General features: G+C 74.6%; 17 protein-coding genes. 14 read left to right on the top strand and 3 right to left on the bottom strand.

The genetic code is table 11. The features are described from left to right. The 6 genes from AB0G74_RS32275 to AB0G74_RS32250 form a co-directional block, all read left to right on the top strand. Window positions 1–2,082: condensation domain-containing protein (locus AB0G74_RS32275; RefSeq protein ID WP_361153663.1), on the top strand; the 2,082-nt coding region annotated here is incomplete at its 5' end. Beyond that, window positions 2,079–9,323, top strand: coding sequence for an amino acid adenylation domain-containing protein (locus tag AB0G74_RS32270; RefSeq protein WP_361153661.1), 7,245 nt, complete (start codon window positions 2,079–2,081; stop codon window positions 9,321–9,323). The genes AB0G74_RS32275 and AB0G74_RS32270, both read left to right, overlap by 4 nt. A gap of 67 nt (window positions 9,324–9,390) precedes the next feature. After that, the gene (locus AB0G74_RS32265; RefSeq protein ID WP_361153659.1) at window positions 9,391–10,197 is read left to right on the top strand and encodes a 2,3-dihydro-2,3-dihydroxybenzoate dehydrogenase; all 807 of its coding nucleotides are present in this window, start codon (window positions 9,391–9,393) and stop codon (window positions 10,195–10,197) included. Between the two features lie 403 nt (window positions 10,198–10,600). Then, on the top strand, window positions 10,601–11,848 hold the full coding sequence (locus AB0G74_RS32260) for an isochorismate synthase (RefSeq protein WP_361153656.1): 1,248 nt from the start codon (window positions 10,601–10,603) through the stop codon (window positions 11,846–11,848). Further along, window positions 11,845–13,599: an AMP-binding protein gene (locus tag AB0G74_RS32255; RefSeq protein WP_361153653.1), complete on the top strand. Its 1,755-nt coding sequence runs from the start codon at window positions 11,845–11,847 to the stop codon at window positions 13,597–13,599. Before AB0G74_RS32260 ends, AB0G74_RS32255 begins: the two co-directional genes overlap by 4 nt. Continuing rightward, window positions 13,596–14,228, top strand: a complete 633-nt coding sequence (locus AB0G74_RS32250) for an isochorismatase family protein (protein WP_361153650.1) — start codon at window positions 13,596–13,598, stop codon at window positions 14,226–14,228. Before AB0G74_RS32255 ends, AB0G74_RS32250 begins: the two co-directional genes overlap by 4 nt. Window positions 14,229–14,332: 104 nt before the next feature. On the opposite strand, the gene AB0G74_RS32245 is transcribed toward AB0G74_RS32250, so the two are convergent. After that, complete coding sequence (locus tag AB0G74_RS32245) at window positions 14,333–15,133, bottom strand: AraC family transcriptional regulator (protein WP_361153648.1); 801 nt, start codon at window positions 15,131–15,133, stop codon at window positions 14,333–14,335. Between the two features lie 289 nt (window positions 15,134–15,422). On the opposite strand from AB0G74_RS32245, the gene AB0G74_RS32240 reads away from it, so the two are divergent. From AB0G74_RS32240 to AB0G74_RS32230, 3 genes are all read left to right on the top strand, one after another. Then, window positions 15,423–15,578 (top strand): DUF6131 family protein, encoded by a 156-nt coding sequence (locus AB0G74_RS32240; protein WP_361153645.1) that lies wholly within the window; start codon window positions 15,423–15,425, stop codon window positions 15,576–15,578. A 260-nt stretch (window positions 15,579–15,838) separates the two neighbouring features. Beyond that, window positions 15,839–16,012: a CsbD family protein gene (locus tag AB0G74_RS32235; RefSeq protein WP_361153643.1), complete on the top strand. Its 174-nt coding sequence runs from the start codon at window positions 15,839–15,841 to the stop codon at window positions 16,010–16,012. 182 nt (window positions 16,013–16,194) lie between these two features. Continuing rightward, window positions 16,195–16,743: a type 1 glutamine amidotransferase domain-containing protein gene (locus AB0G74_RS32230; RefSeq protein WP_361153640.1), complete on the top strand. Its 549-nt coding sequence runs from the start codon at window positions 16,195–16,197 to the stop codon at window positions 16,741–16,743. Here AB0G74_RS32230 and AB0G74_RS32225 read toward each other — a convergent pair. Then, window positions 16,706–18,052: an MFS transporter gene (locus AB0G74_RS32225; protein WP_361153637.1), complete on the bottom strand. Its 1,347-nt coding sequence runs from the start codon at window positions 18,050–18,052 to the stop codon at window positions 16,706–16,708. The genes AB0G74_RS32230 and AB0G74_RS32225 overlap by 38 nt on opposite strands. Before the next feature lie 96 nt (window positions 18,053–18,148). Between AB0G74_RS32225 and AB0G74_RS32220 the strand changes: the two genes are divergently transcribed. The 4 genes from AB0G74_RS32220 (at window position 18,149) to AB0G74_RS32205 (ending at window position 22,539) form a co-directional block, all read left to right on the top strand. Beyond that, window positions 18,149–19,084, top strand: coding sequence for a LysR family transcriptional regulator (locus AB0G74_RS32220; RefSeq protein ID WP_361153634.1), 936 nt, complete (start codon window positions 18,149–18,151; stop codon window positions 19,082–19,084). A gap of 167 nt (window positions 19,085–19,251) precedes the next feature. Then, window positions 19,252–19,848 (top strand): hypothetical protein, encoded by a 597-nt coding sequence (locus AB0G74_RS32215; RefSeq protein ID WP_361153631.1) that lies wholly within the window; start codon window positions 19,252–19,254, stop codon window positions 19,846–19,848. Window positions 19,849–19,957: 109 nt separating this feature from the next. Further along, on the top strand, window positions 19,958–21,151 hold the full coding sequence (locus tag AB0G74_RS32210; RefSeq protein ID WP_361153628.1) for an MAB_1171c family putative transporter: 1,194 nt from the start codon (window positions 19,958–19,960) through the stop codon (window positions 21,149–21,151). Then, window positions 21,148–22,539: an FAD-dependent monooxygenase gene (locus tag AB0G74_RS32205; RefSeq protein ID WP_361153626.1), complete on the top strand. Its 1,392-nt coding sequence runs from the start codon at window positions 21,148–21,150 to the stop codon at window positions 22,537–22,539. The genes AB0G74_RS32210 and AB0G74_RS32205 overlap by 4 nt, the downstream gene beginning before the upstream one ends. 54 nt (window positions 22,540–22,593) lie before the next feature. Here AB0G74_RS32205 and AB0G74_RS32200 read toward each other — a convergent pair whose 3' ends face one another. Next, window positions 22,594–23,433 (bottom strand): alpha/beta fold hydrolase, encoded by an 840-nt coding sequence (locus tag AB0G74_RS32200; protein ID WP_361153623.1) that lies wholly within the window; start codon window positions 23,431–23,433, stop codon window positions 22,594–22,596. 57 nt (window positions 23,434–23,490) lie between these two features. Between AB0G74_RS32200 and AB0G74_RS32195 the strand changes: the two genes are divergently transcribed. Then, window positions 23,491–24,054, top strand: a complete 564-nt coding sequence (locus tag AB0G74_RS32195; protein ID WP_361153620.1) for a MarR family winged helix-turn-helix transcriptional regulator — start codon at window positions 23,491–23,493, stop codon at window positions 24,052–24,054. Window positions 24,055–24,183: the final 129 nt, after the last annotated feature.

Here is a 24,183-nt window from a genome sequence, read left to right as displayed (position 1 = left end):
GGCCTCCGCATCGAACCCGCCGAAATCGAAACCACCCTCACCACCCACCCCCACCTCACCCACACCACCATCCACCTCCGCGAAGACACCCCGGGGGTACGGCGTCTGGTGGCGTATGTGGTGCCCGTCGAGGGCTACGAGGTGGATCCGGAGGAGCTGCGCGCACTGGCCCGGGAGCGGCTGCCGGAGTACATGGTCCCGTCCGCCTTCGTCACCCTCGCCGAACTCCCCCTCACCCCCAACGGCAAGCTCGACCGGCGCGCCCTGCCCGCGCCGGAGCGGCCGAAGCCGGCCGGGGAGACCGCCGAGCGGGGCGCGGTGCCCGCGGGGACACCGGCCGAGGTGCTGGCCGCGCTGATCGGGGAGTTGCTGGGGGTGCCGGGGATCGGTCCCGACGACAACTTCTTCGAGCTGGGCGGGGACAGCATTCTCTCGATCCGGCTGGTGGGCATGGCCCGTAAGGCGGGGCTGACGGTCTCCGCGCGGCAGATCTTCCAGCATCCGACGCCAGCCGGGCTCGCCGCCGTGGCGGCCGTACGCGACGGCGGGTCGTCCCCGGCGCCCGTCCGGGTCCCGGACGGCGGCCCCGGGCCGCTGCCGCTGCCGCCCGTGGCGCAGTGGCTGGCCGAGCGGGGCGGCCCGTACGCCTCGTTCGGGCAGGCCCGGCTGGTGGAGCTGCCGCCCGGGGCGGACCGGGCCCGGCTGGTCGGCGCGGTCCAGGCGGTAATCGACCACCACGACGCGCTCCGGCTGACGCTGACGGTGCCGCGGCCGGGGGTGTGGAGTGCCGAGATCCGGCCCGCCGGGGCGGTGTCCGCCGCCGATGTGGTGGAGACGGTGGACGCGACGGGCCTCTCCGGTGCGGCGCTGCGGGAGCTGCTGGCCCGGGAGTCCGCCCGGCTGTCGGGGCTGCTGGCGCCGGAGTCGGGGGTGGTGCTGCGCGGCGTCCATCTCGACCGGGGTCCGGACGTGTCCGGGCGGCTGCTGCTGGCCGCCCATCATCTGGCCGTGGACGAGGTGTCCTGGCAGATCCTGCTGCCGGATCTGCGGGCCGCGTACGAGGCGGTGGCCGGGGGCCGGACCCCGGCGCCGGAGCCGGTGCCGACGTCCCTGCGGAGCTGGACGACCCATCTGCTGGCGGAGGCGCAGCAGCCGCGGCGGACGGCCGAACTGGCGCACTGGCTGGCCGCTTCGGCGCCAGGCGCGCGGGGGCCGCTGCTCTCCCGGCGGGAGCTGGATCCCGCCCTCGACACGGCGGCGACGGCCAGGACCTTGACGGTGCGGGCCGGGGCGGCCCGGACGGCGCCGCTGCTGCGGGACGTGCCTTCGGCGTTCCACGGCACGGTCGGCGACACCCTGCTGACCGTGCTGGCGCTGGCCGTCGGCGGGCTGGCGGCCCGGCGCGGGCTGCCGTACGAGGACGGTTTCACGGTCGATCTGGAGGGCCACGGCCGGGAGCAGGAGCTGCTGCCGGGCGCCGATCTGACCCGGACCGTGGGCTGGTTCACGGCCATCCATCCGCTCCGGCTGACGTCCCGGTCGTACGACCCGGCGGGTGTGGTGGCGGGCCGGGACGACGCGGGGGCGGCCCTGAAGGAGATCAAGGAGTTGCTGCGGCAGGTCCCGGACGGCGGGATCGGTGCCGGTCTGCTGCGGTACGCGAACCCGGCGACGGCCCGGCTGTTCGACGGGGCGGCCCGGCCGGAGGTGCTCTGGAACTACCTGGGGCGCCGGGCGGGCGGTCCGGACGGCGGCGCGTGGGGTCCGGCCGAGGAGGCCGACGCCCTGGCGGGGCGGCCCGATCCGCTGCTGCCGCTGTCGCACCCGCTGGAGATCACCGCCGAGATCGCGGACGGCCCGGAGGGGCCGGAGCTGACCCTGACGTTCATCCGGGCGGGCGAGGCCGTTCCGCAGGGGGTCGTCACGGACCTCGCGGACGGCTTCCTGGCCGCCGTGGACGCCGTCGCCGCGTGGGCGGCGGGCGGCGGCACCGGGGGGCACACCCCCTCGGACCTCGACCTGGTCGACCTGGACCAGGACCAGATCACGATGCTCGAAGACATGTGGAGGGCACAGCAGTGACCCAGGCTCGAATCGAGGACATGCTCCCGCTGTCCCCCCTGCAGCAGGGGATGCTGTTCCATTCGCTGTACGACGGGGCCGCGCCGGACGTGTACACGGTCCAGGTGTCGGTGTCGCTGACCGGTCCGCTGGACGGGGACCGGCTGGAGCGGGCGGCCGTCGCGCTGCTGGAGCGGCATCCCAATCTGCGGGCCGGGTTCTGGCACGAGGGCGTACCGCAGCCGGTGCAGTTCGTCCCGGCGCGGGTGCCGTTCGCCCTGGACCGGGTGGATCTCTCCGACGATCCGTCGCCTTCGGCGGTGCGCCGGGTGGAGCGGGCCGAGCTGAACCGCCGGTTCGTCCCGCACCGGCCGCCGTTGCTGCGGCTGCTGCTGGCCCGGCTGGGGCCGGAGGACCATCTCCTGGTGGTGACGGTCCATCACATTCTGGTGGACGGCTGGTCGATGCCGCTGCTGGTGAAGGATCTGCTGGCGCTGTACGACACGGACGGCGGGCCGGGCGTTCCGGCGCCGGCCCGGCCGTACCGGGACTATCTGCGGTGGTTGAAGACCCAGGACCGCCCGGCGGCCGAGGCCGCGTGGCGGGGGGCGCTCGGCGGTCTGGAGGGGCCGTCGCTGGTGGCCCCGGCCGATACGGGGCGGCTGCCGGTCCGGCCGGGGGTGCACCGGTCGCTGCTGTCGGCCGGGGCGACCGCGCGGCTGACCGCGGCGGCCCGGCGGCTCGGCACCACTCCGAGCACGCTGGTACAGACGGCGTGGGGGCTCCTGGTGGGGTCGCTCACCGGCCGGGACGACGTGGTGTTCGGGCTGACGGTGTCGGGGCGGCCGGAGGAGCTGCCGGGCGTCGAGTCGATGGTGGGGCTCTTCATCACCACCGTGCCGGTCCGGCTGACGGTCCGTCCGTGGGAGTCGGCGGGCGGGCTGATCCGCCGGTTCCGGGACGAGCAGAACGGGCTGCTGGCCCATCACCATCTGGGGCTGGGGGCGATCCAGAAGCAGGCGGGCGGCGGTGAGCTGTTCGACACGCTGGTGGTAGTGGAGAACTATCCGGTGGATCCGGCGGCCAGGCCCGCGCTCTCCGACGGGGTCCGGGTGGCGGATGTGGAGGCCCGGGACGGGACGCACTATCCGCTGACGCTCTCGGTCGATCTCGGCGACCGGGTCGAGCTGGCGGTCGAGTACCGTCCGGACCTCTTCGACGCGCGGGCGGCCGGTGTGATCGCCGCCCGGCTCGCGGGGCTGCTGGACCAGCTGGCCGGGGATCCGGACGTGCCCGTGGGGGCGCTGCGGCTGCTGGCCGCCGACGAGCCGGGCGCGGTCCGGCCCGGAGTTCGCGGTCCGGTCCGGGAGGTCCCGGCCGGTACGCTCGCCGACCGGTTCGCCGAGCGGGTCGCGGCCTCGCCGGACGCGTGCGCGGTGGTGGCGGGGGCCGAGCGGCTGACGTTCGCCGGGCTCGGCGCCCGGGTGGACGCCCTGGCCGGGCTGCTGGCCGGGCGGGGGGTCGGTCCGGAGGACGTGGTGGCGCTCGCGGTGCCCCGGTCCGTGGACGCGGTGGCCGCGATCCTCGCCGTACTGCGGACCGGTGCCGGGTATCTGCCGCTGGATCTGGACCATCCGGCGGACCGGCTGGCGCTGATGCTGGACGACGCCCGGCCGGTCTGCGTACTGACCACGTCGGCGGCGCTGCCGCTGCTGCCGCCGGCCGACGGCGGCGGGGCCGGTACGCCCCGGGTCGTGCTCGACGATCAGGCGGTCGCGGCCCGGCTCGCGGACGCCCCGGCCGGGTTCACCGCCGCGCGCCGGCCGCTGCCGGGGCATCCGGCGTATGTGATCCACACCTCGGGTTCGACGGGGGTGCCCAAGGGCGTGGTGGTCACCCACGGCGGCCTGGCGGCGCTCTACGCGAACCACGCCGAGGCGGTCTTCGGCCCGGTGGCCACCGCCGCCGGGCGGCGGCTGCGGGCCCTGCACACCGCGTCGTTCTCCTTCGACACCTCGTGGGAGCAGTTGTTCTGGCTGGTGCTCGGGCACGAGTTGCACGTCCTGGACGAGACCGAGCGCCGGGACGCCGAGTTCACCGTGGCGTACGTCCGCGAGCGGCGGATCGACGCGCTGGACGTGACGCCGACCCATGCGCAGGCGCTGCTGGAGTGCGGGCTGCTGGCCCGGGACGCGCACCGGCCGGGGCTGCTGCTGCTCGGCGGCGAGGGCGTACCGGACGCGCTGTGGCGGGAGGTGCGGGAGACCCCGGGGGTGCTGTCGGTCAATCTGTACGGGCCCACCGAGTACACGGTGGACGCGCTGGGCGCCGATCTGGCGGACTCCGAGGGTCCGGTGGTGGGGCTGCCGATCGGCAACACCACGGCCTATGTGCTGGACGGTGCCCTGCGGCCCGCGCCCGACGGCACGGCCGGGGAGCTGTATCTGGCGGGCGCCGGTGAGGCGCGGGGCTATCTGCGGCGCCCGGCGGCCACGGCGGAACGATTCGTCGCCGATCCGTACGGGCCGCCCGGCGGCCGGATGTACCGCACCGGGGACCTGGTGCGGCTGCGCGCGGACGGGCAGCTGGAGTTCCTGGGCCGCGCCGACGACCAGGTGAAGATCCGCGGGCACCGGGTGGAGCCCGCCGAGGCGGAGGCGGCGCTCGCCGCTCTGGACGGGGTGGCGTCGGCGGCCGTGGTGGTCCGGGAGGACACCCCGGGGGTGAAGCGGCTGGTCGGCTATGCGACGGGCACCGTCGACCCTGAGTGGGCCCGCGAGCGGCTCGCCGAGCGGCTGCCGGAGTTCCTGGTGCCGTCCGCGGTGGTACTGCTCCCGGTGCTGCCGGTGACCGTGAACGGCAAGCTGGACCGGGCGGCGCTGCCCGCCCCCGTACTCTCCGGGCAGGCGGCGTCCCGGCCGCCGCGCGGGCCCCGCGAGGAGGCGCTGTGCGCGGTCTTCTCCGAGGTGCTGGGCGTGGCGGAGGTCGGGGCGGACGACGACTTCTTCGCCCTGGGCGGCGACAGCATCGTCTCGATCCGGCTGGTGGCGCGGATCCGCAAGGAGGGTCTGCTGCTGACGCCGCGCGATGTGTTCGAGCACCGCAGCCCGGCCCGGCTGGCGGCGGTCGCGGGCGCGGTCGCCGGTCAGGCCGACGGCGGCAGCGGATTCCTCGCCGGGAGCGCGCCGCTGGTGGAGCTGACCGAGACCGAGCGCGCGACGCTGACCGGGGTGTTCCCGTCGGTCGGCGAGGTGCTGCCGCTGGCGCCGCTCCAGGAGGGGCTGTACTTCCACGCCCGGTACGACGAGCGGGCCCTCGACGTCTATCTGATGCAGAACTTCGTGGAGCTGCGGCACGCGGTGGACCGGGCGGCGCTGCGGGACGCGTTCGCCGCCCTGCTGGCGCGGCATCCGAATCTGCGGTCCGGGTTCTGGCACGAGGGCCTGCCCGGTCCCGTGCAGGCGGTACCCGCCGAGTGGGAGCTGCCCTGGCGGGAGCTGGACTGGTCGGAGCTCGACCGCGCCGGGCAGGACGCGGCGCTGGAGGAGTTCTCCCTCGCGGACGCGGCGACCCGGTTCGACCTGGGGGATCCGCCGCTGATCCGGGTGGCGCTGATCCGGCTGGCGGCCGACCGTTGGATGCTCTGTGTGACCCAGCATCACATCCTGACCGACGGCTGGTCGGAGTCGCTGTTCTTCGAGGAGCTGTTCGCGCTCTACGGGTCACGGGGCGATCCGGCGGTGCTGCCGCCGGTGACCCCGTACCGGGACTATCTGCGCTGGCTGGGCGCGGTGGACACCGACGACGCGGTGGTCGCCTGGCGCGGCCATCTCTCGGGTCTCGACCAGGGCACCCTGGTCGCAGCGGCCGATCCGGCCCGTCCGCCGGTGACGGCGGAGGTGGTCGATCTGTCGCTGGACGAGGCGGCGAGCGACCGGCTGCGGGAGTTCGCGCGGGGCGCCGGGATCACCCTGAACACGGTGCTCTCCACGGCCTGGGCGATGGCGCTGGCCGGGCTGACCGGCCGGGACGACGTGGTCTTCGGCGCGACGGTATCGGGCCGCCCGCCGGGGCTCCCGGGCGTGGACCGGATGATCGGCATGTTCATGAACACCCTGCCGTTCCGTGTGGCGCTCCGTCCGGCGGAGTCGGTACGGGAGCTGCTGGTCCGGGTCCAGGCGGAGCACGCCGAGCTGCTGCCGCACCACTACACCGGTCTGGGCCGGATCCAGCGGGAGACCGGGATCGGCCAGCTCTTCGACACGCTCTACGTCTTCCGCAACACCCCGCTGGACGACTCGGCCCGCGAGGAGGCCGTCGCCGAGCACGGCATCGGCTGGACGCACAGCGTCGACGGCACCCACTATCCGCTGACCCTGGCGGTCACCCCGGGTCCGGCGCTGGAACTCACCCTCGCCTACCGGCCCGATCTCTACGACGCGGAGACGGCCCACCGGATCGCCGAGCGGCTGGCCCGGCTGGTGCGCGCCGTGTCGGAGGACGGCTCGGTGCCGGTGGGGCGGCTGCACACGCTGCCGGAGCCGGAGCGGGCGGCGCTGCTGGCGCTCGGTGACGACACCGGGCATCCGGTGGAGCCGGTGTCGGTGGCGGACCTGTTCGCCGCCCAGGCGGCCCGTACCCCCGACGAGACGGCGCTGGTCTTCGAGGACGAGCGGCTGTCCTACGCCGAGCTGGACGCGCGGGCCAACCGGCTGGCGCGGGCGCTGCGGGCGCGGGGCGCCGGTCCCGAGCGGGTGGTGGCGCTGGGGCTGCCCCGGTCGGCGGAGTTCGTGGTGGCCCTGTTCGCGGTGCTGAAGACGGGTGCCGCGTATCTGCCGCTGGATCTGGACCACCCGGTGGACCGGCTGGCCGCCATGGTGGCGGACGCGGGCCCGCTGTGCCTGGTGACGACGGCGGGCGTGGCGGACCGGGTGCCGCGCGTCCCCGGCGTGCCGGAGCTGTGTCTCGACGATCCGGCGACCGCCGGCGAGTTGGCCGCGCTGGACGGTACGGCCCTGGCCGAGGCGGAGCTGACGGCCCGTCGCGACGGGCGGCATCCGGCATACGTCATCTACACCTCGGGCTCCACCGGCCGCCCCAAGGGGGTGGTGGTGCCGTACGCCGGTCTGACGAACATGCTGGAGAACCACCGGGAGCGGATCTTCGTACCGGCGGTGGAGCTGGCCGGGGGCCGCCGGATGCGGGTGGCGCACACGGTGTCGTTCGCCTTCGACATGTCCTGGGAGGAGTTCTTCTGGCTGGTCGACGGGCACGAGGTGCATGTCATCGGCGAGCAGCTGCGGCTCGACCCGGCGGCGCTCACCGCGCACTACGACCGGGTCGGCATCGACGTCGTCAATGTGACCCCGTCGTACGGTCAGCAGCTGGTGGACGCCGGGCTGCTGGCACCTGACCGGCACCGCCCGGCGCTCTTCCTGCTCGGCGGCGAGGCGGTCCCCGACTCGCTGTGGCGGCTGCTGGCGGCGACCGACGGCACGATGGCCTACAACCTGTACGGGCCGACCGAGTACACCATCAACGCGCTCGGCGCCGATGTCGCCGACAGCGACGGCTCGTGTGTGGGCCGCCCCATCTTCAACACCCGGGCCGCCGTCCTCGACGGGGCGCTACGGCCGGTACCGCGCGGGGTTCCGGGCGAGCTGTATCTCTCGGGGGCGGGACTGGCCCGCGGCTATCTGGGCCGTCCGGCGCTCACCGCGGAACGCTTCGTCGCCGACCCCTACGGTCCGCCCGGCGCGGTGATGTACCGGACCGGTGATCTGGTGCGCTGGCGGTCCGACGGCGGTCTGGACTATCTGGGCCGCGCCGACGACCAGGTGAAGATCCGCGGTTTCCGGATCGAGCCGGGCGAGATCGAGTCGGTGCTCGCCGGGCTGCCGGAGGTGGCCGCCGCCGCGGTGACGGTCCACACCGGCCCGACGGGGGTCCGGCGGCTGGTGGCGTACACGGTCCCGGCGGCGGGCGCGGACGCCGCGCAGGAGACGCTGCGGGCCCGGCTCGCCGCGACCCTGCCGGAGTACATGGTGCCCTCCGCGTTCGTCTCCCTGACGGCGCTGCCGCTGACGGTCAACGGCAAGACCGACCGGGCCGCCCTGCCCGAGCCCGACTTCGGCGAGGGCGCGGGCCGTCCCCCGAGGGACGCCCGGGAACGGACCCTGGTCCGGCTGTTCGCCGAGGTGCTGGGGCTGGAACGGATCGGGGTCGAGGACAACTTCTTCGCCCGGGGCGGCCATTCGCTGCTGGCGATGCGGCTGGTCGGCCGGATCCGGGACGAGCTGGCCGTCCCCGTACAGGTGGGGACGGTGATGTCGGCGCCGACGGTGGCGGATCTCGCCGCCCGGATCGCCGGTGACGCCCGGGACGACGCGCTGCGGGTGCTGATGCCACTGCGGGAACGGGGCTCCGCCGCGCCGCTGTTCTGCTTCCACCCGGCGTCGGGCTTCGCCTGGCAGTACACCGGGCTGCTGCGCCATCTGGATCCGGACCGTCCGGTGTACGGGGTGCAGTCGCCCGGACTCGCGGGCGAACTGCCCGATGTGGCGGATGTGGCCGGGCTGGCTGAGCGGTATCTGGCGGAGATCAGGACCGTGCAGCCCGAGGGCCCGTACCACTTCCTCGGCTACTCCTTCGGCGGCACGCTCGCCCACACTCTGGCGGCGCTGCTCCAGGAACGGGGCGAGGAGGTCGCGTTCCTCGGACTGCTGGACGCCTATCCGCCGGAGACCGAGGACTGGTCGTACGCGGACACCCCCGACTGGCGGGAGCGGCTGGAGCGCGAGGAGTCCGGGTTCCTGCTCTCCGTCGCCGGACTCGGATCCGACCGGGCCGACCAGGCCGGTGACGGTGGCGAGGCCGGTGACGGCGACGGTGCTGGAGGCGACGCTGCCGCGGGCGGCGGGGACGACGCTCCCGCCGACCGCGAGGAGCGGATCGCCGCGATCCGGGACAGCCGGGGGCTGCTCGCGGGCTTCGACGAGCGGCTGCTCGACGCCATCGTGTCGGTCAATGTGCACTGCGTCCGGCTGCTGGCCCGCAGCCGCAGCCGCCGCTACCGGGGCGACGTGCTGTTCTTCACCGCCACCAGGACCACACCGGACGACGCGCGGCCCGAGCTGGTCTGGCCGCCGTATCTCGACGGGCGGCTCGTGGAGCACCCCATGGACACCGGCCACGACGCGCTGATGTCCCCCGCCGCGCTGGACGAGATCGGGCCCGTCGTGGCCCGCGCCCTGGACGGCTGAACCCCGATCGACGCCCCGGGCCGCCGGGCCCGGGGCGGCCGGAACCCATCCGAGTTGGAGGAAGAAGATGTCTGACGCCGCACCCCCCGGGCACCCCCGGTTCGCGGGCCGGGTCGCGTTCGTCACCGGCGCCGGACGGGGCATCGGGGCCGCGGTCGCCCGCACCCTGTACGCCCAGGGCGCGTCGGTGGCCGCCACCGACGTCGACGGCGCGGCCGTCGAGGGTCTCGCAAAGCGGATGGCGGACACCGGGGCGCCCGGCCGGTTCCTGCCGGCCGCGCTGGACGTGACCGACCCGGACGCGGTACGCGCCGTCGCCGCCGAGGTGACCGGTGCGCTGGGCCCCGTCGACGTTCTGGTGAACGTGGCCGGTGTACTGCACACCGGGCCCGCGGCCGATGTCGGCGACGCCGACTGGGCCCGGCTGTTCGCGGTCAACGCCGCCGGGGTGTTCCACACCGCGCGGGAGATCGTGCCGTCGATGGCCGCGCGCGGCCGCGGCAGCGTCGTCACCGTCGGCTCCGACGCGGGCGGTGTGCCCCGGGCCGGGATGGCGGCGTACGCGGCGTCGAAGGCCGCCGCCGCGGCGTTCACCAAATGCCTGGGCCTGGAGTACGCGCGCTGGGGCGTGCGGTGCAACGTGGTGGCGCCCGGCGCCACCGACACCGCCATGCAGCGGTCCCTGTGGGACGGCGACACCGTGCCGCGCCGTGTCCTGGAGGGCGATCCGGCCCGCTACCGGGTGCCGATCCCGCTGGGCCGGATCGCCGATCCGCAGGACGTCGCCGCGACCGTCGCCTTCCTCGCCTCCGACGAGGCCCGGCACGTGACCATGCAGGAGGTGTACGTGGACGGAGGCGCCGGGCTGCGCTGACGGCCGGGCCCGGCGGCGTACCGGATCGGATCGCCGGTACGCCGCCGGACACTCGCCGCGCCCCCGCAACTGCCGCACTGCCCCCGCCGATACGCCGCAGCCGGGCACCGGTTCGGCAGCCCCCGGGCACCCGGACGACCGCGCCGGTACCGCCGTCCCGGCCCGGGCGATCCCGCCCCCGGCGGCCTCCCGGGCCCGGCCCGCCGACCACCGGACCGCCCGCCCGAAGACCCATCCGCCCACCCACGACCGCAGCCGTCGCGCGATCCGCCGGACCACTCGACGGGCCGCCCGGAGAACACCCCGGCCGAACAGCGAGCCGACGACATCGCACCACCCGTCCCACAGCCCACCCGGAACCACGCGCGCCCGCCGCGCACCCGAGCAGCCCTGAGGAGTCACCGTGCCGACGGCCCGACCAGTCGCCACACCCCCCGCACCGCCCGTACCCGCCGTCCCGGCCTCGCGTCCGGCGCCGACCGCCCGGCGACACCCGGCCGTGGGTGTCGCCACCGGACTGCTCGACGCCTACCGGCCCGGCGCCCGATTCCTGGCCACCCCCACCCGTACCCTGCTCGCCGAGGGCGTCCGGGCCGATGTCCCGTTCGACGAACGGCCGCTGCCCGACCGGGTACGGGCCGCGCTCGCCGCCGCCCGGCGGCCCGGCCGCGAACGGCCGCTGGTCCTCGGCGCGATCCCGTTCGACACCGGCCGCCCGGCCGCGCTGGTCGTCCCCGAGACCGTCGCGGAGGGCCCCTCCCTCGGCTCCGACCCGCTGGTGACCCTGGATCCCGGCGTGCCCGAACCCGCCGGTTGGACGGTGACGGAGGTCCCGGCGCCCGAGGTCTACGCCGCCGCGGTGGCCGAAGCGGTGGCCCGGATGTCCGGCGGCGGACTCGACAAGGTCGTCCTCGCCCGCACCCTGGAGGTGGCTGCCTCGCCCGGCCGGGAGCCCGATCTGGCCGCGCTCCTCGGCCGCTTGGCCCGTAACGACCCCTCCGGCTACGTCTTCGCCCTGCCGACCGGACCCGGCCGCACCCTGCTCGGGGCCAGCCCCGAACTGCTGGTCTCCCGCCGGGGCGACGACCTGGTCGCCAACCCGCTCGCCGGTTCGGTGCCGCGCAGCCCCGATCTGGCCGAGGACGTCCGCCGGGCCGCCGCCCTGCTGGAGTCCGCGAAGGATCTGCGCGAGCACGCGATGGTGGTGGACTCGGTACGGGCGACGATGGCTCCGTACTGCGCCGCCCTGGACGTACCCGAACACCCGACCCTGGTCCGGACGGCCGCCATGTGGCATCTGTCGACCACGGTCACCGGGCGGCTCGCCGACCCGGAGACCACGGCCCTCGACGTGGCGTGCGCCCTGCACCCCACACCCGCCGTGTGCGGGACGCCGACCGAGGCGGCGCGGAACGCCATCGCCGGTCTGGAGCCCTTCGACCGGGGCTACTTCACCGGCATGGTCGGCTGGCAGGACGCCGACGGGGACGGCGAGTGGATCGTCACCCTGCGCTGCGCCGAGGCGACCGGCGGACTGCTGCGGCTGTACGCGGGCGCCGGGGTGGTGTCCGCCTCCGACCCGGCGGCCGAGACCGCGGAGACGGCCGCGAAGTTCCGTACCTTCCTGCACGCCGTGGGAGCCGCCCTGTGAGCCCCGCCGCCGACACCGGAACCGCGACCGCGACCGCGGGGGCCGACGCGCCGTCGTGGCCCGCCGAGTTCGCCGAGCGCTACCGGGCCGCGGGCCACTGGCGGGGCGAGACCCTCGGGGGCATGCTCCGGGAGCGGGCCGCCGCCCACCCGGACCGGGTGGCGGTCGTCGACCCGGACGGGGACCAGCGCCGTACCGTCAGCTACGCGGAGCTGGACGCCCGGGCCGACCGGCTGGCGGCCGGGTTCACGGCGCGCGGAATCGCCCCCGGCGACCGGGTCGTGGTCCAGCTGCCCAATACGGCGGCGTTCCTGGAGGTGGTCTTCGGCCTGTTCCGGATCGGGGCGGTACCGGTACTGGCGCTCCCGGCCCACCGGCGGGCGGAGATCGGCTACTTCTGCGCCTTCACCGAGGCCGTGGCGTACGTCTGCCCCGGGCGGCACGCCGGATTCGACCACCGGGACCTCGCGGCCGAGGTCCTCCGGGACGCCCCCGCGCTCCGGCACGTCTTCGTCGCCGACCCCGACCCCGGCCCCTTCACGGCCCTGGCCGAGGTGCCCCGTACCCCCGGATCCGGCGGTCCGCTGCCCGGCGGCGGACCCCGGCCGTGGGACATCGCCCTGCTCCAGCTCTCCGGCGGCAGTACGGGGGTGCCCAAGCTGATCCCCCGGACCCATGACGACTATCTGTACTCGGTACGCGCCTCCAACGAGATCTGCGGGGTGACGGCCGACTCGGTCTATCTGGTGGCGCTGCCCGCCGCCCACAACTTCCCGCTCTCCTCCCCGGGGTCGCTGGGCCTGCTGTACGCGGGCGGCCGGGTGGTCATGTGCCCGCAGCCGAGCCCGGACGCGGCGTTTCCGCTGATCGAACGGGAAGGGGTGACCATCACCGGGCTGGTACCGCCGCTGGCACTGCTGTGGACGGAGGCCGCGGCGGCGGGGACTCCGTACGATCTCAGCTCTCTCGACGTCCTCCTCGTCGGCGGCGCCAAGTTCTCGGAGGAGGCGGCCCGCCGGGTCCGGCCCGCGATCGGCTGCCGGTTGCAGCAGGTCTTCGGGATGGCCGAGGGCCTGGTCAACTACACCCGGCTGGACGACCCCGACGAGCTGGTGAACGGCACACAGGGGCGGCCGGTCTCGGCCGACGACGAGGTCCTGGTCGTGGACGACGAGGACCGCGAGGTGGAGCCGGGCACCACCGGGCATCTGCTGACCCGGGGGCCGTACACCATCCGCGGCTACTGGCGGGCCCCCGAGCACAACGGGCGCGCCTTCACCGCCGACGGCTTCTACCGCACCGGGGACCTGGTCCGGGCCCTGCCGAGCGGGCATCTCGTGGTGGAGGGCCGGGCCAAGGACCAGATCAACCGGGGCGGCGAGAAGATCGCCCCCGAGGAGGTGGAGAACCACCTCCTCGCTCATCCGGCGGTGCACGACGCACATGTCGTCGCCGAGCCCGACGCCTATCTCGGGGAGCGCAGTCTCGCCTATGTGGTGCTGCGTCCGGCGGCGGGGCCGCTCCGCCCGGCCGAGCTGAAGTCCCATCTGCGCGGGCGCGGACTGGCGGGGTACAAGGTGCCCGACCGGATCGCGTTCGTGGCCGCCCTGCCGACCACCGGGGTCGGCAAGGTGTCCAAGCGGGAGCTGCGCGCCGCGGCCGCCGGTCCCGGCGCCACGGCCGGCCCCGGCACCGTACCGGCCGCCCTCCCCGACACCGACCGAACCGAAGGAACGAACGGAACACCATGAGCCTCCCCCGTATCACCCCCTACCCCCTCCCGGCCGCGGACGAGCTGCCGGTCAACCGGGTCGACTGGAAGCCCGACCCGGCGCGTTCGGTACTCCTCGTCCACGACCTCCAGCGGCACTTCCTGTCGGCGTACGGGGCGGACTCGCCGACCGTGAAGGCCCTGCTGACCGCGGTCGCCCGGCTGCGTGCCGAGGCCGACCGGGCGGGCGTTCCGGTGCTGTGGACCGCGCAGCGGGGCGGCCAGAGCCCCGCCGAACGCGGCCTCCAGCAGGACTTCTGGGGTTCCGGGCTGCCCGCCGACCCACGGGCGGAGGCGATCCCGGCCGAGGTCGCCCCGGCCTCCCCCGACCAGGTGCTGACCAAGTGGAAGTACAGCGCCTTCGTCCGTACCGATCTGGCCGAACGGATGGCCGCCCTCGGCCGGGACCAGCTGGTCGTCACCGGTGTCTACGCCCATATCGGGGTACTGATGACCGCCGCCGACGCGTGGATGCGGGACATCCGGGCGTTCGTGGTCGCGGACGCCGTCGCCGACTTCTCCGCCCGTGAGCACCGGATGGCGCTGGAATGGGCGGCGGGCCGGTGCGCCCGGGTGACGACCGTCGCCGAGGTAACCGCCGCCTGGTGACCGCCGCCCGGTGATCCCGGAAGGGTGATCCCGGAAGACGACCCCGGGCCCGCCCCCTCCACGACACGAGGGGACCGGGCCCGGGGTTTTCCGCTCGCCACCGGTCAGAGGTGCCCGACGGGTCTGCTGCGGGCGTACGACCCGGGGGTCCGGCCGAAGTAGCGCCGGAACGCCAGGATGAAACCGTTGGTACTGACGAAGCCGACCTGGGCCGCGACCGAACTGACCAACTGGCCCTGGTCCAGCAGGGTCAGGGCGTGGTTCAGCCTCAGCCGGGTGCGCCACTCCGAGAAGGCCATTCCGGTCTCGGCCCGGAACGCCCGGCGCAGACTGGTCGAGCTGACGTAGAGCGCGGCGGCCCAGTCGGTCGCGGTCCGCGCGTCACCGGGCGCCCTGGCCAGCCCCCGCGCCACCGCGAGCGCGGCCGGGGTGACCGGCTGCGGCAGCGGCAGACTGTCGGGGTGCGCGGCGCACAGTACGGCGAAGACGGCCGGGTCGTCGCGCTCCGCCGTACTGCTGCGCATCCGGCCGAGCAGCAGGGAGCGTTGCGCGTCGTTGACATTGACCGGGGTGGGTTCGGTGTAGGGCAGATCGAAGGATCCGCCGTCGAACGACTCGGGGACGACCACCGCGTCCCGGCCGAAGTGCGCGCTGTGGACGACCCCGGCCGGGATCCAGAGCGCGACCGAGGCGGAGAGTTCGTGGTCCCGGCCGAGCGCCGACACCACGATCCGCCCCAGGGGTACGTACAGGAACTGGTGGAACGGGTGCTCGTGCGGTGCGTGCCCGCCCACGGCGATGAAGTCCTCCCCGCCGGGCGGGCGCAGCCGCGTCCCGGTCCGGCCGGACGGCTCGGATGCGGTCGGCGCGCTTCCGGCCGACGTACGCAGGGTCGTCGTGCCCATGCGATCCCTCCCCTGGGTCACCCGGCCGGAAGTCCGCGCCTGCGCGGCGATCGGCCTGCCTCCGACCGAGACCCGAACGCTTATACGGTAAGGCTAACCTAAATCACATACGGGTCAGTTGGGGGCGAGTTCCCGGGTTCGGGGCACCGGGGTCGGCAGCCCGCCCCGAAGCCACCGGTCGAGGTGCGGATCCGGGGCGGGCGGGGCCGCGTCGTGCGCCGCGTTTACCCCGCCCCCGGCCGGGAACTCTACATATCGGGACAAAAGCCATCCTGGCCGAGGAGTGACCATGATCGTCCTTGGTGTCATCCTGCTGATCATCGGTCTGATCACGGGTCTCAACATTCTGTGGACCATCGGCATCGTGCTCGTGGTGATCGGGATCGTGCTGTGGGTTCTCGGCCTCATGGGCCATGCCGTCGGCGGTCGCAACCACTACTGGTAGCGGGGTCCGGCGACGACATCGCGCGAGTCCGCCGCCACCCGCGGCGGCCCGACCGTTCCGACCGGTACGGGGCGGGCCCGGGTTCTCTCCCGGGCCCGCCCCGTACCGCTGTGCGGCGGCCGGGGGCGGGGTCCGGGCCGGATGGCCGGATCGGACCGGGACGGTGCGATGTTTACCCCCCGGCCCGGCGGGCACCCGGCGGCCGTACGGCATCCGTGACCGTACGGATGCCGTCCCGTTCTCCCCGAGAGGTGGGTGTCATGGCCAAGGACGAGAAGGCGCGGGCGAAGGCCCAGCAGCTCAAGGGCAAGGCCCAGAAGGCGGCCGGTCGCGCGGTCGGCAACGAGCGGGCGGCGGCGAAGGGCCGGGCCAAGGAGGCCGAGGGGGACGCCCGACAGGCCAAGGAGAAGGCGAAGGACGTCTTCAAGGGCTGACCGGACGGCCTGTGGGAGGCGTACGCGTACAGGCACCGGGCCGGGCGCTGCGGCCGTTCACCGGACGTGATCCGGCGATGCCACCCGGCCCCGGACGGTCTCCCCCGCACATCGGCCGAGACGAGCCGGACGCCCCCGCCGCGCACCCGCGTGCCGGGGGCGCGGCGAGAGGAGCGGCGGCGATGAGAGTCGCGTTTCTGGTGGCGCCGGAGGGCGTCGAGCAGTCCGAGCTGACCGAACCGTGGAAGGCGGTCGAGGCCGCCGGGGACGTAGCCGTCCTGGTCTCCACGGAAGAGGGCCGAGTCCGGGCGTTCCGCCATCTCGACCGGGGCGACAGCTTCCCGGTGGAGCGGACCGTGTCCGGCACGGACGCCGGGGAGTTCGGGGCGCTGGTACTCCCCGGCGGGGTCGCCAACCCGGACGCCCTGCGGATGGATCGTGACGCGGTGGCCTTCGTCAGGTCGTTCTTCGAGGCCGGGAAACCGGTCGCGGCGATCTGTCACGGCCCGTGGACCCTGGTCGAGGCCGATGTGGTCCGGGGGCGGACCCTGACGTCCTGGCCCAGTCTGCGGACCGATGTCGGCAACGCGGGCGGGACCTGGGTCGACGAGCCGGTCCGGGTCTGCCGCGACGGCGACAGCACCCTGATCACCAGCCGGAAGCCGGACGACCTGCCGGCGTTCACGGCCGCCTTCACCGACGAGTTCGCCCGGGCGTCGACGCCCCGATGACCGGGCCGTCCCCGGCCGTCCGGCCGCCGCCGGGCAGACCGAGGGCCAGGGCGACGGCGGCGAGGGCCGCGGCGCTCCACAGCAGGGCCGTGATCCCGGCGGTCTCCACGACCGCCCCGCCGACGAAGGCGCCCAGGGCGATCGCGGCCGTGAAGACGCCCACGTAGATACCGGTGATCCGCTCCACCCGGTCGGGCGCCGAGCGGACCATCCAGAGCTGTCCGGCCACCGAGAGACCGCCGTACGCCAGCCCCCACAGGGCGACCGCGGCCCCGGCCGGGACCGCCGCCGAGCCGACGAGGGCCAGCAGCCCGGTCGACAGGGCGATGCCCGCGGTGAGGACGAGGACCGTGGCGCGGGGGCGCCGGGCGGCCAGGGCCCCGGCGGCGAAGTTCCCGGCCAGCCCGAAGATTCCGTAGACCAGCAGGACGACGGCGACGGTGCCGGGGGCGAGTCCGGTGCGCTCCTCCAGGACCGGCCGGACATAGGTGTACGCGGCGAAGTGCGCGGTCACCAGGAGCGCGATGAGCACCAGGCCGGTCAGCACGGCCCGGCCGGCCGGCGCGGGCGTCCGCGCGGTCGTACCGCCGGGATCCGCCGGGGCGGTGGGACGCGGCAGCCGGGGCAGGGTCAGCCGCAGTCCGGCGGCGAGCAGCACCGCCAGGACGGCGAGGGCGGTGAAGGCGGTACGCCACCCGAAGGCGTCGCCGACGACGGTACCGAGGGGGACACCGGCGACGGATGCGGCCGCGACCCCGCCGACGGTGACCGAGACGGCGAGGGCGGCGTGCCGGGGTGCCACCAGCCGGGGCGCGACGGCGGCGGCGAGCCCCCAGACCGCGCCCATCCCGACGCCCAGCAGGATCCGGGCGCCGATGAGCGGGCCGAAGCCCTGGGCCACGGCGGTGAGGGCGTTGCCGACGGCCAGCACCAGCATCGCGAGCACCAGCACCGCCCGCCGGTCGCGCGCGCCGATCAGCCGGGGTACGAGGGGGGCGGTGACGGCGGTGACCAGGCCGGTGACGGTCAGGCTCGATCCGGCGGCGCCGGGGCTGATGCCCAGGCCGTCGGCCATCGGCGTGAGCACGCCGATGGGCAGCATCTCCGAGGTGACCACCGTGAAGGTGCTCAGGGTGAGGACCAGGACGGCCGCCCACCGGCGCCGGGTCGTCCGGCCGGGGGCCGTACCGGAACCGGGATCGGAGCCGGGGCCGGGGGCCGGATCGGCATCGGAGACGGGAAGGGGGGCGGGACCCGGGCGGGGACCGGAATCAGGGCCGGTGCTCGGGACCGGTGACTGCGTGACCATGCGTTCCAATCAAACAGCGGGCCGGATCCGGAACAACGGCGACTTTCTGAACGCTCGATCAGTGGGGGTTATCGACGCCGGTCACGGGAGGAAGTCGTGCATCAGGTTCATGTCCAGGAGATCGAGTGCCTGCTGGTGCTGGCCGAGGAGCTGCACTTCGGCCGGACTGCGGAGCGGTTGGGCTGTGCGCAGAGCCGGGTGAGTCAGCTGGTCGCCGGGCTCGAACGCCGGGTGGGGGTCCGGCTGGTCGACCGCACCAGCCGGAGGGTGGCGCTGAGCAGGCACGGGGTCCAGTTCGTGGCGGAGGTGCGGCCGGCGTACCGGGCGCTGTCCGCCGCCGTGGACCGGGCTCGCGACCGGGCCCGCAGCGGCACCCTGGACCGGCTGCGGATCGGCTTCCACGGCGGGCTCTACGGGGAGGTGACCGAGGCGTTCCGGCGGCTGAGAGGTGAGCACGGGGTGGTGCTGGAGCTGGTGGAGATCCCGCTCGGGTCGCCTTTCACCGCGTTGCTGGAGGACCGGGTGGACGCCGCCGTGGTGGAGCTTCCGGTCGGCGAGCCCGGACTGACCACCGGATTCCGGTTCCCGCCGCAGGACCGGCTGCTGGCGGTGTCGGCGCGGCATCCGCTGGCGGCCGCGGGCCGGGTGGACGTCGAGGAGCTGGCGGCGCTCGACGTGCTCCGTCCGCTGGGTGACGCCCCCGACTACTGGCGGGCGGCGCGGGTGCCGCCCGCCACCCCGGGCGGGGTGCCGATCCGGTCCGGTACCGGGATCTCCACCGTCGAGGAGGGGCTGGCGCTGGTCGCGGCGGGCGACCACGGGATGCTGGTATGCCGTCCGCTGGCCGAGCGGGCGGCCCGGGAGGATGTGCGGTATCTGGGGATCGACGGTCTCGACGAGCCGTCGCAACTGGGGCTCGTCCGGCGGACGGACCGGCCGTCGTGGCAACTCGACGCGCTCGCGGGGCTGTTGGCGGAGGTGTTCGGGCGGGCGGCCGAAAGGCCGGTGCCCGTCGGGGCGGCCGTGCCGTGACGGGCGGAGCCGGCCGGAACGATCGATGGGGCGGCGGTCAACGATCGTTGGACCGCGATGGCAGCCGGGCTCGTCACGCGGTACCGTCGGCCGACGCGGAAACCTGGGAACCGAAGAATCAAAGAACCCAGGAAGCCGAGGATACCGAGGGCGGGGAGAGACCGGTCGTGACCGAAGCCGCGAGTGCTCTGCGCAGAACGCTGAGACGGCTCGACGAACTCGTCGAGGAACACGGGCTGGATCCGGGCGAGGTCGTCGACGTGCCGGAGATCTCGTACGAGACCGGGATATCCGGCCGCCGGATCCGCTTCCTCCTCAAGGGGGGTGCCGCGTCCTGGGACGACGACGTCGACGCGCGGGTACGGGGCCGGGTGCTGCATCTCTATCAGACCCGGACCGAGCGCAGACCGGTTGATGTGGCGGCGGTGGCGGCGAAGCTGGGGGTCAGCACGGTCTGGGCGCAGCAGTTGCTGGAGGGGCGGAAGACGCCCAATATCGTGCACGGTCAGGCGCTGACGGAGTTCTTCGGGGTGACCGGTGATTTTCTCGCGGCGCCCGCGACCCAATTGCTGAATCGTTCCCTCCAGCCTCTGGTGGAACGGCTGTCGCGTCAGGTACCGGACCCCATGGCCGAGCTGATGGAGCGGCTGGGGGTGACGTCGGTGTCGTTCCGGGGCCATGAGCTGACGGTGCCTCAGCGGGCGGCCGTGGCACAGATGCTGGAGGCGATGCTGAAATCGAACACCCGGGAAGAGAGTGCGTAGCGCCCCGGCGGGGACCCGCCCGGCGATACGACGACCGGGGCGGCGGACCCGGGGGCCGGGGCGATTAGCCGCCGTGGCGTGGGCCCGTCCGGGCCGCCGGGGCTGATCGATGCACCCGGCGGACTTCTCGGTCTCCTATGCCCTTCCGGCGGTCGCGCTGGCGGTCGCCCTCGCGATCAAGACGCCGGGTATCGTGCGCGCCTGGGGCCGTGAGTCCGATATGCGGGCCGTGGGCGGGTTGCTGGTGATGGCGATCGGCGTCTTCGTCTCCGCCGTCCCCACCAATATCGCCCGGGTCAACGATCTCTTCGGGGTGGCGAATATCGCCGCGCCGATCGTCTACTCGCTGCTGGTGTCGTTCTGCGGACTCTGCCTGGTACTGATCATCGTCTGGCGGGACGATCCGTCCGCGTCCAGGACCCGGCGGATCCGCTGGGTCGTCTCCGTCTACGCGGCGGTGGTGATCGGGCTGTGGGCCACCTTCGTCCCGGCCGACGTCGGGGTCGAACGCCTCCGCGATCTCGACACCTACTACGCCGACACGCCGTGGATGCGTGAGCACATCCTGCTCTATCTGGCGGCGCATTCGGTCGCCACGGCCGTCGCGGCCCGGCTGCTGTGGACCTGGATCCCCCGGGTCGGCGGCTGGCTGCGGTCCGGGCTCGTCTTCATGCAGGCCGGGTATGTGATCGGCATCCTCTACGAGGCGATGAAGCTGACGGCCTACGGCTCCCGCCGGTTCGCCGGTCACGACCTGGACTGGCTCAGTACACAGGCGGCCCCGCCGATGGCCGCTCTCAACGGGGTCCTGGTGGCGGCCGGTTTCATCATTCCGCACGCGGGTCCGTACATCCAGGAGCGGCTGCGGATGCGCCGTACGTACCGCGATCTGGGTCCGCTGTGGCGGCTGATGCGGACCGTGGACCCGTCGGCCGCCGGAGTCAGGCTCGGTCCGCTGGCCTCGACGGCTCTGCGGCTGACCCGGCGCGAGGCTGATATCAACGACGGTCTGCTGAAGCTCGCCCGGCATCTGGACACCGATCTGCGGGCCAGGGCCCACCAGCAGGCTCTGGCCGCGGGGCACGGCAGCGCCCACGCCGCCGCGATCGCCTGGGCCGCCACCATCATCGACGCCCTCGGCAGCCACCACCGCAGAAGGCCGGGGCCGACGGTCGACGAGCCGCCCCCGCAGCGGGGGTTCGAGTACCGCGACCTCGCCGCGATCTCCCGGGTGCTGCGGGAGCGGACGGGGACCGGCGGGGCCGCACGGCACGCCGCCGTAGAGGAAGGGAGCAGATCATGAACCGTCGACCACGGGTACTGGTACTGGGGGGCGGGGCGGCCGGGATGCTGGCCGCCGCCTCCGCCGCCGCGCTCGGGGATGTGGAGACCACGGTCCTGGAGCGGGACGAACTGCCGGCGGGACCGGCACCCCGGCCGGGGGTTCCGCAGGCCCGGCACGCCCATGTCGTCTGGTCGGCCGGGGTCCGGGTGATGGCGGAGCTGGTGACCGGTCTGGATCACGATCTGTTCGCGGCGGGCGCGCACCGGATGGAGCTGATGCGCGATCTGGTCTCCATGAGCCCGCCCGGGCCCTGGTTCGCCCGGCACCATCCGTCCCGGCACTACATCCTGGCCTGCAGCCGCGATCTGCTCGACGCCGAGCTGCGCCGCCGGGTGCTGGCCCGGCCGGGGGTGCGGCTGTCGCGCGGTACGGCCCTGGGCCTGACCGGCGACGCGGACCGGGTCACCGGCGTCCGGGTCAGGACCGGGGCGGCGGCGGAGGAGACGATCGCCGCCGATCTGGTGGTCGACGCGACGGGCCGGGGATCCCGGACCCCCGGGCGGCTGTCCGCCCTGGGACTGCCCGCGGTCGCCGAGACCACCGTCGACTCGGGTGTCGTCTACGCCACCCGGATCTTCCGGGCCCCCGCGACGGCGGCGAGCGGATTCCCCGTCGTCAACGTCCAGGCGAATCCGCGCCGCCCGCCGGGGCAGGGCGGGGTACTGATCCCGATCGAGGACGGCCGGTGGCTGGTCACTCTCGCCGGCACCCGGGGCGGCAGGCCGTCCGGGGATCCCGGGGAGTTCACGGCCTTCGCCCGGCGGCTGCGGAACCCCGTCATAGGTGATCTGATCGCCGCCGCCGAACCCCTGACGGATGTGGCGGTCAGTCACAGCACCGCCAACCGCCGCCGGTTCTACGAGCGGATCCGGCGATGGCCGGACGGTTTCGTGGTGCTGGGCGACGCCGTCGCCACCTTCAACCCCGTCTACGGCCACGGTCTGTCCGTGGCGGCGCGCGGCGCCCTGGCCATGGCGCGGGTCCTGCGCCGGTACGATCCGCGGACCCGGGGGACGGCGCGCCGGATCCAGCGCGCGGTGGCGGGCCCGGTGGGTTCCGCCTGGAACCTCGCCACCGGCCAGGACGCCTTCTACCCGGGCGCTTCGGCCCGGCCGCCCGGACTGTTCGACCGGGGACTGGCCCGCTATCTGGACCGGGTGGTCGCGGTGGGCGCCGTCGACACCCGGGTGATGCTGCCGCTGCTCGATGTGATGACGACGGAACGGCCGCCGACCCGGCTGCTGTATCCCGATGTCCTGCTCGCCGCGGCCGTGGGACCCCGCCGCCCGGGCCCGGCGGGGCCGACGCTGGAGCCCGGGGAGTTCACGGCGGCCGGGGCGCGGTAGCGGGCGGCGGGGCCCGGCGGTGTCCCGGCGGGCTCAGGTGCCCGTCGGTCCCCGTCACTTCTCGTCGGGCAGTTCGGCCAGGAACTCCGCCAGTACGGTGTCGAAGGCGTCGGGCCGCTCCATATTGGGGTAGTGGGCGGTGCCGTCGACCACGGCGGTCCGGCCGTTCGGGACCCCGGCCACCAGCCGCCCGGCCAGCCGCAGATGGTCCTCCGAGTCCAGCCCGCCGTTGACGGCCAGTACGGGGACGGCGATCCCGGCCAGCCGCTCCCAGGTCCGGGTGACGGGGACCGGCCGGGCCTGTCCGCCGGTTCCGCAGTGCTCGGTGAGGGTGTGCCGGGCCATGGTCCGCAGCGCGCCGACGACCCCGGGGTCCACCTCGGCGAGGGTGCGGTACGGACCGGCCGCGAAGTCGAGGAAGCGCTCGATCCCGCCGGTGGCGTCGCCCCCGAGGAGCAGCTGCTGGACATCCGCCAGTACCGCCGTGGTCCACGGGTCGCGGAAGTCGGGCTCGCTGGTGCCGACCCCGCTGACGACGAGGGCCCGGACCAGCTCCGGATGCTCCAGCGCCGTATCGGTGGCGATGCCTCCGCCCATGGAGAGGCCGGCCACGACGGCGGGCCCGCAGTCGAGCCGGCGGAGCAGCGCCGCCACGTCGTCGGTGTGCCGGAACGGCCGGGTACCGGCGGTGGAGCCGCCGTGACCCCGGGCGTCCGGCACGATCACCCGGTGGGTGTGGGCGAACCGGTCGAGCTGTGGTTCCCACATCGCGCCGTGCAGAAAGCCGCCGTGCAGCAGCACCAGCGGCGGTCCGGTGCCCCGGTCGCGATAGGCGAGCACACCGTCCTCGGCCGGGAACGAGCGGAGGCCGTCGGGAGGGGATCCATCAGTCATGACAACCAAGGTGTCATCTCCGGTGAAGGATGACAACCAAGGTGTCATGATGGTGGGGTGACGACGCCCGTGAAGCCGCTGACTCCCGATGAACTCGCCGACCGCCTCGCCGATGTGCTGGGGCTGAGCGGTCTCCTCTATCGCCGGGTCCTGCGGGCGGTGGAGCGGACGGCTCCGGCCGAGGGGATGCCTGCCGGGGTTCGGGCGGTGCTCGACCTGCTGCGCCGCCACGGCCCGATGAGCGTTCCGCAGCTGAGCCGCGGTCAGGCACTGAGCAGGCAGTTCGTCCAGCGGATGGTGAACGGGGCCGAGGCCGCGCACTGGGTGGAGCCGGTTCCGAATCCGGCGCATCGACGCTCTCCGCTGATCCGGCTCACAGCGGCGGGGGACGCCGCGCTCACCGCGGTCACCCGGCGCGAGCGGGAGTTCCTGCGCGGGGCGGGCGGCGAGCTGACCGGGGCGGAGATCGCCGCGTGCGCCAAGGTGCTCGGCCGGATGCTGGAACTGTTCGACGGGGCGCACGACACCGCGGGCCCCGCCGTACGGGCGGACGCGCCCTCGCCCCCGGAGCCGGATCAGGGGCGGGGTCCTGGCCCGGGTCCCGGCACGGTCGCGGGCTGAGGCGCTCCGGACGGCCGCACGGGGCGGCCGGGGCGCGCCGGGGGTCAGCCGGGGCCCCAGGCCGTCTTCACGGGCGCCCCCGCGTCGCGGTAGTCCCTCCGCAGATAGAGGTGGTCACCGGGCTAGTTT

The organism is Streptomyces sp. NPDC020875, from assembly GCF_040641415.1.
Lineage (GTDB): Bacteria > Actinomycetota > Actinomycetes > Streptomycetales > Streptomycetaceae > Streptomyces.
The sequence above is the reverse complement of the archived record's forward strand: the minus strand, read 5'-3'. Positions and strand labels throughout refer to the sequence as shown.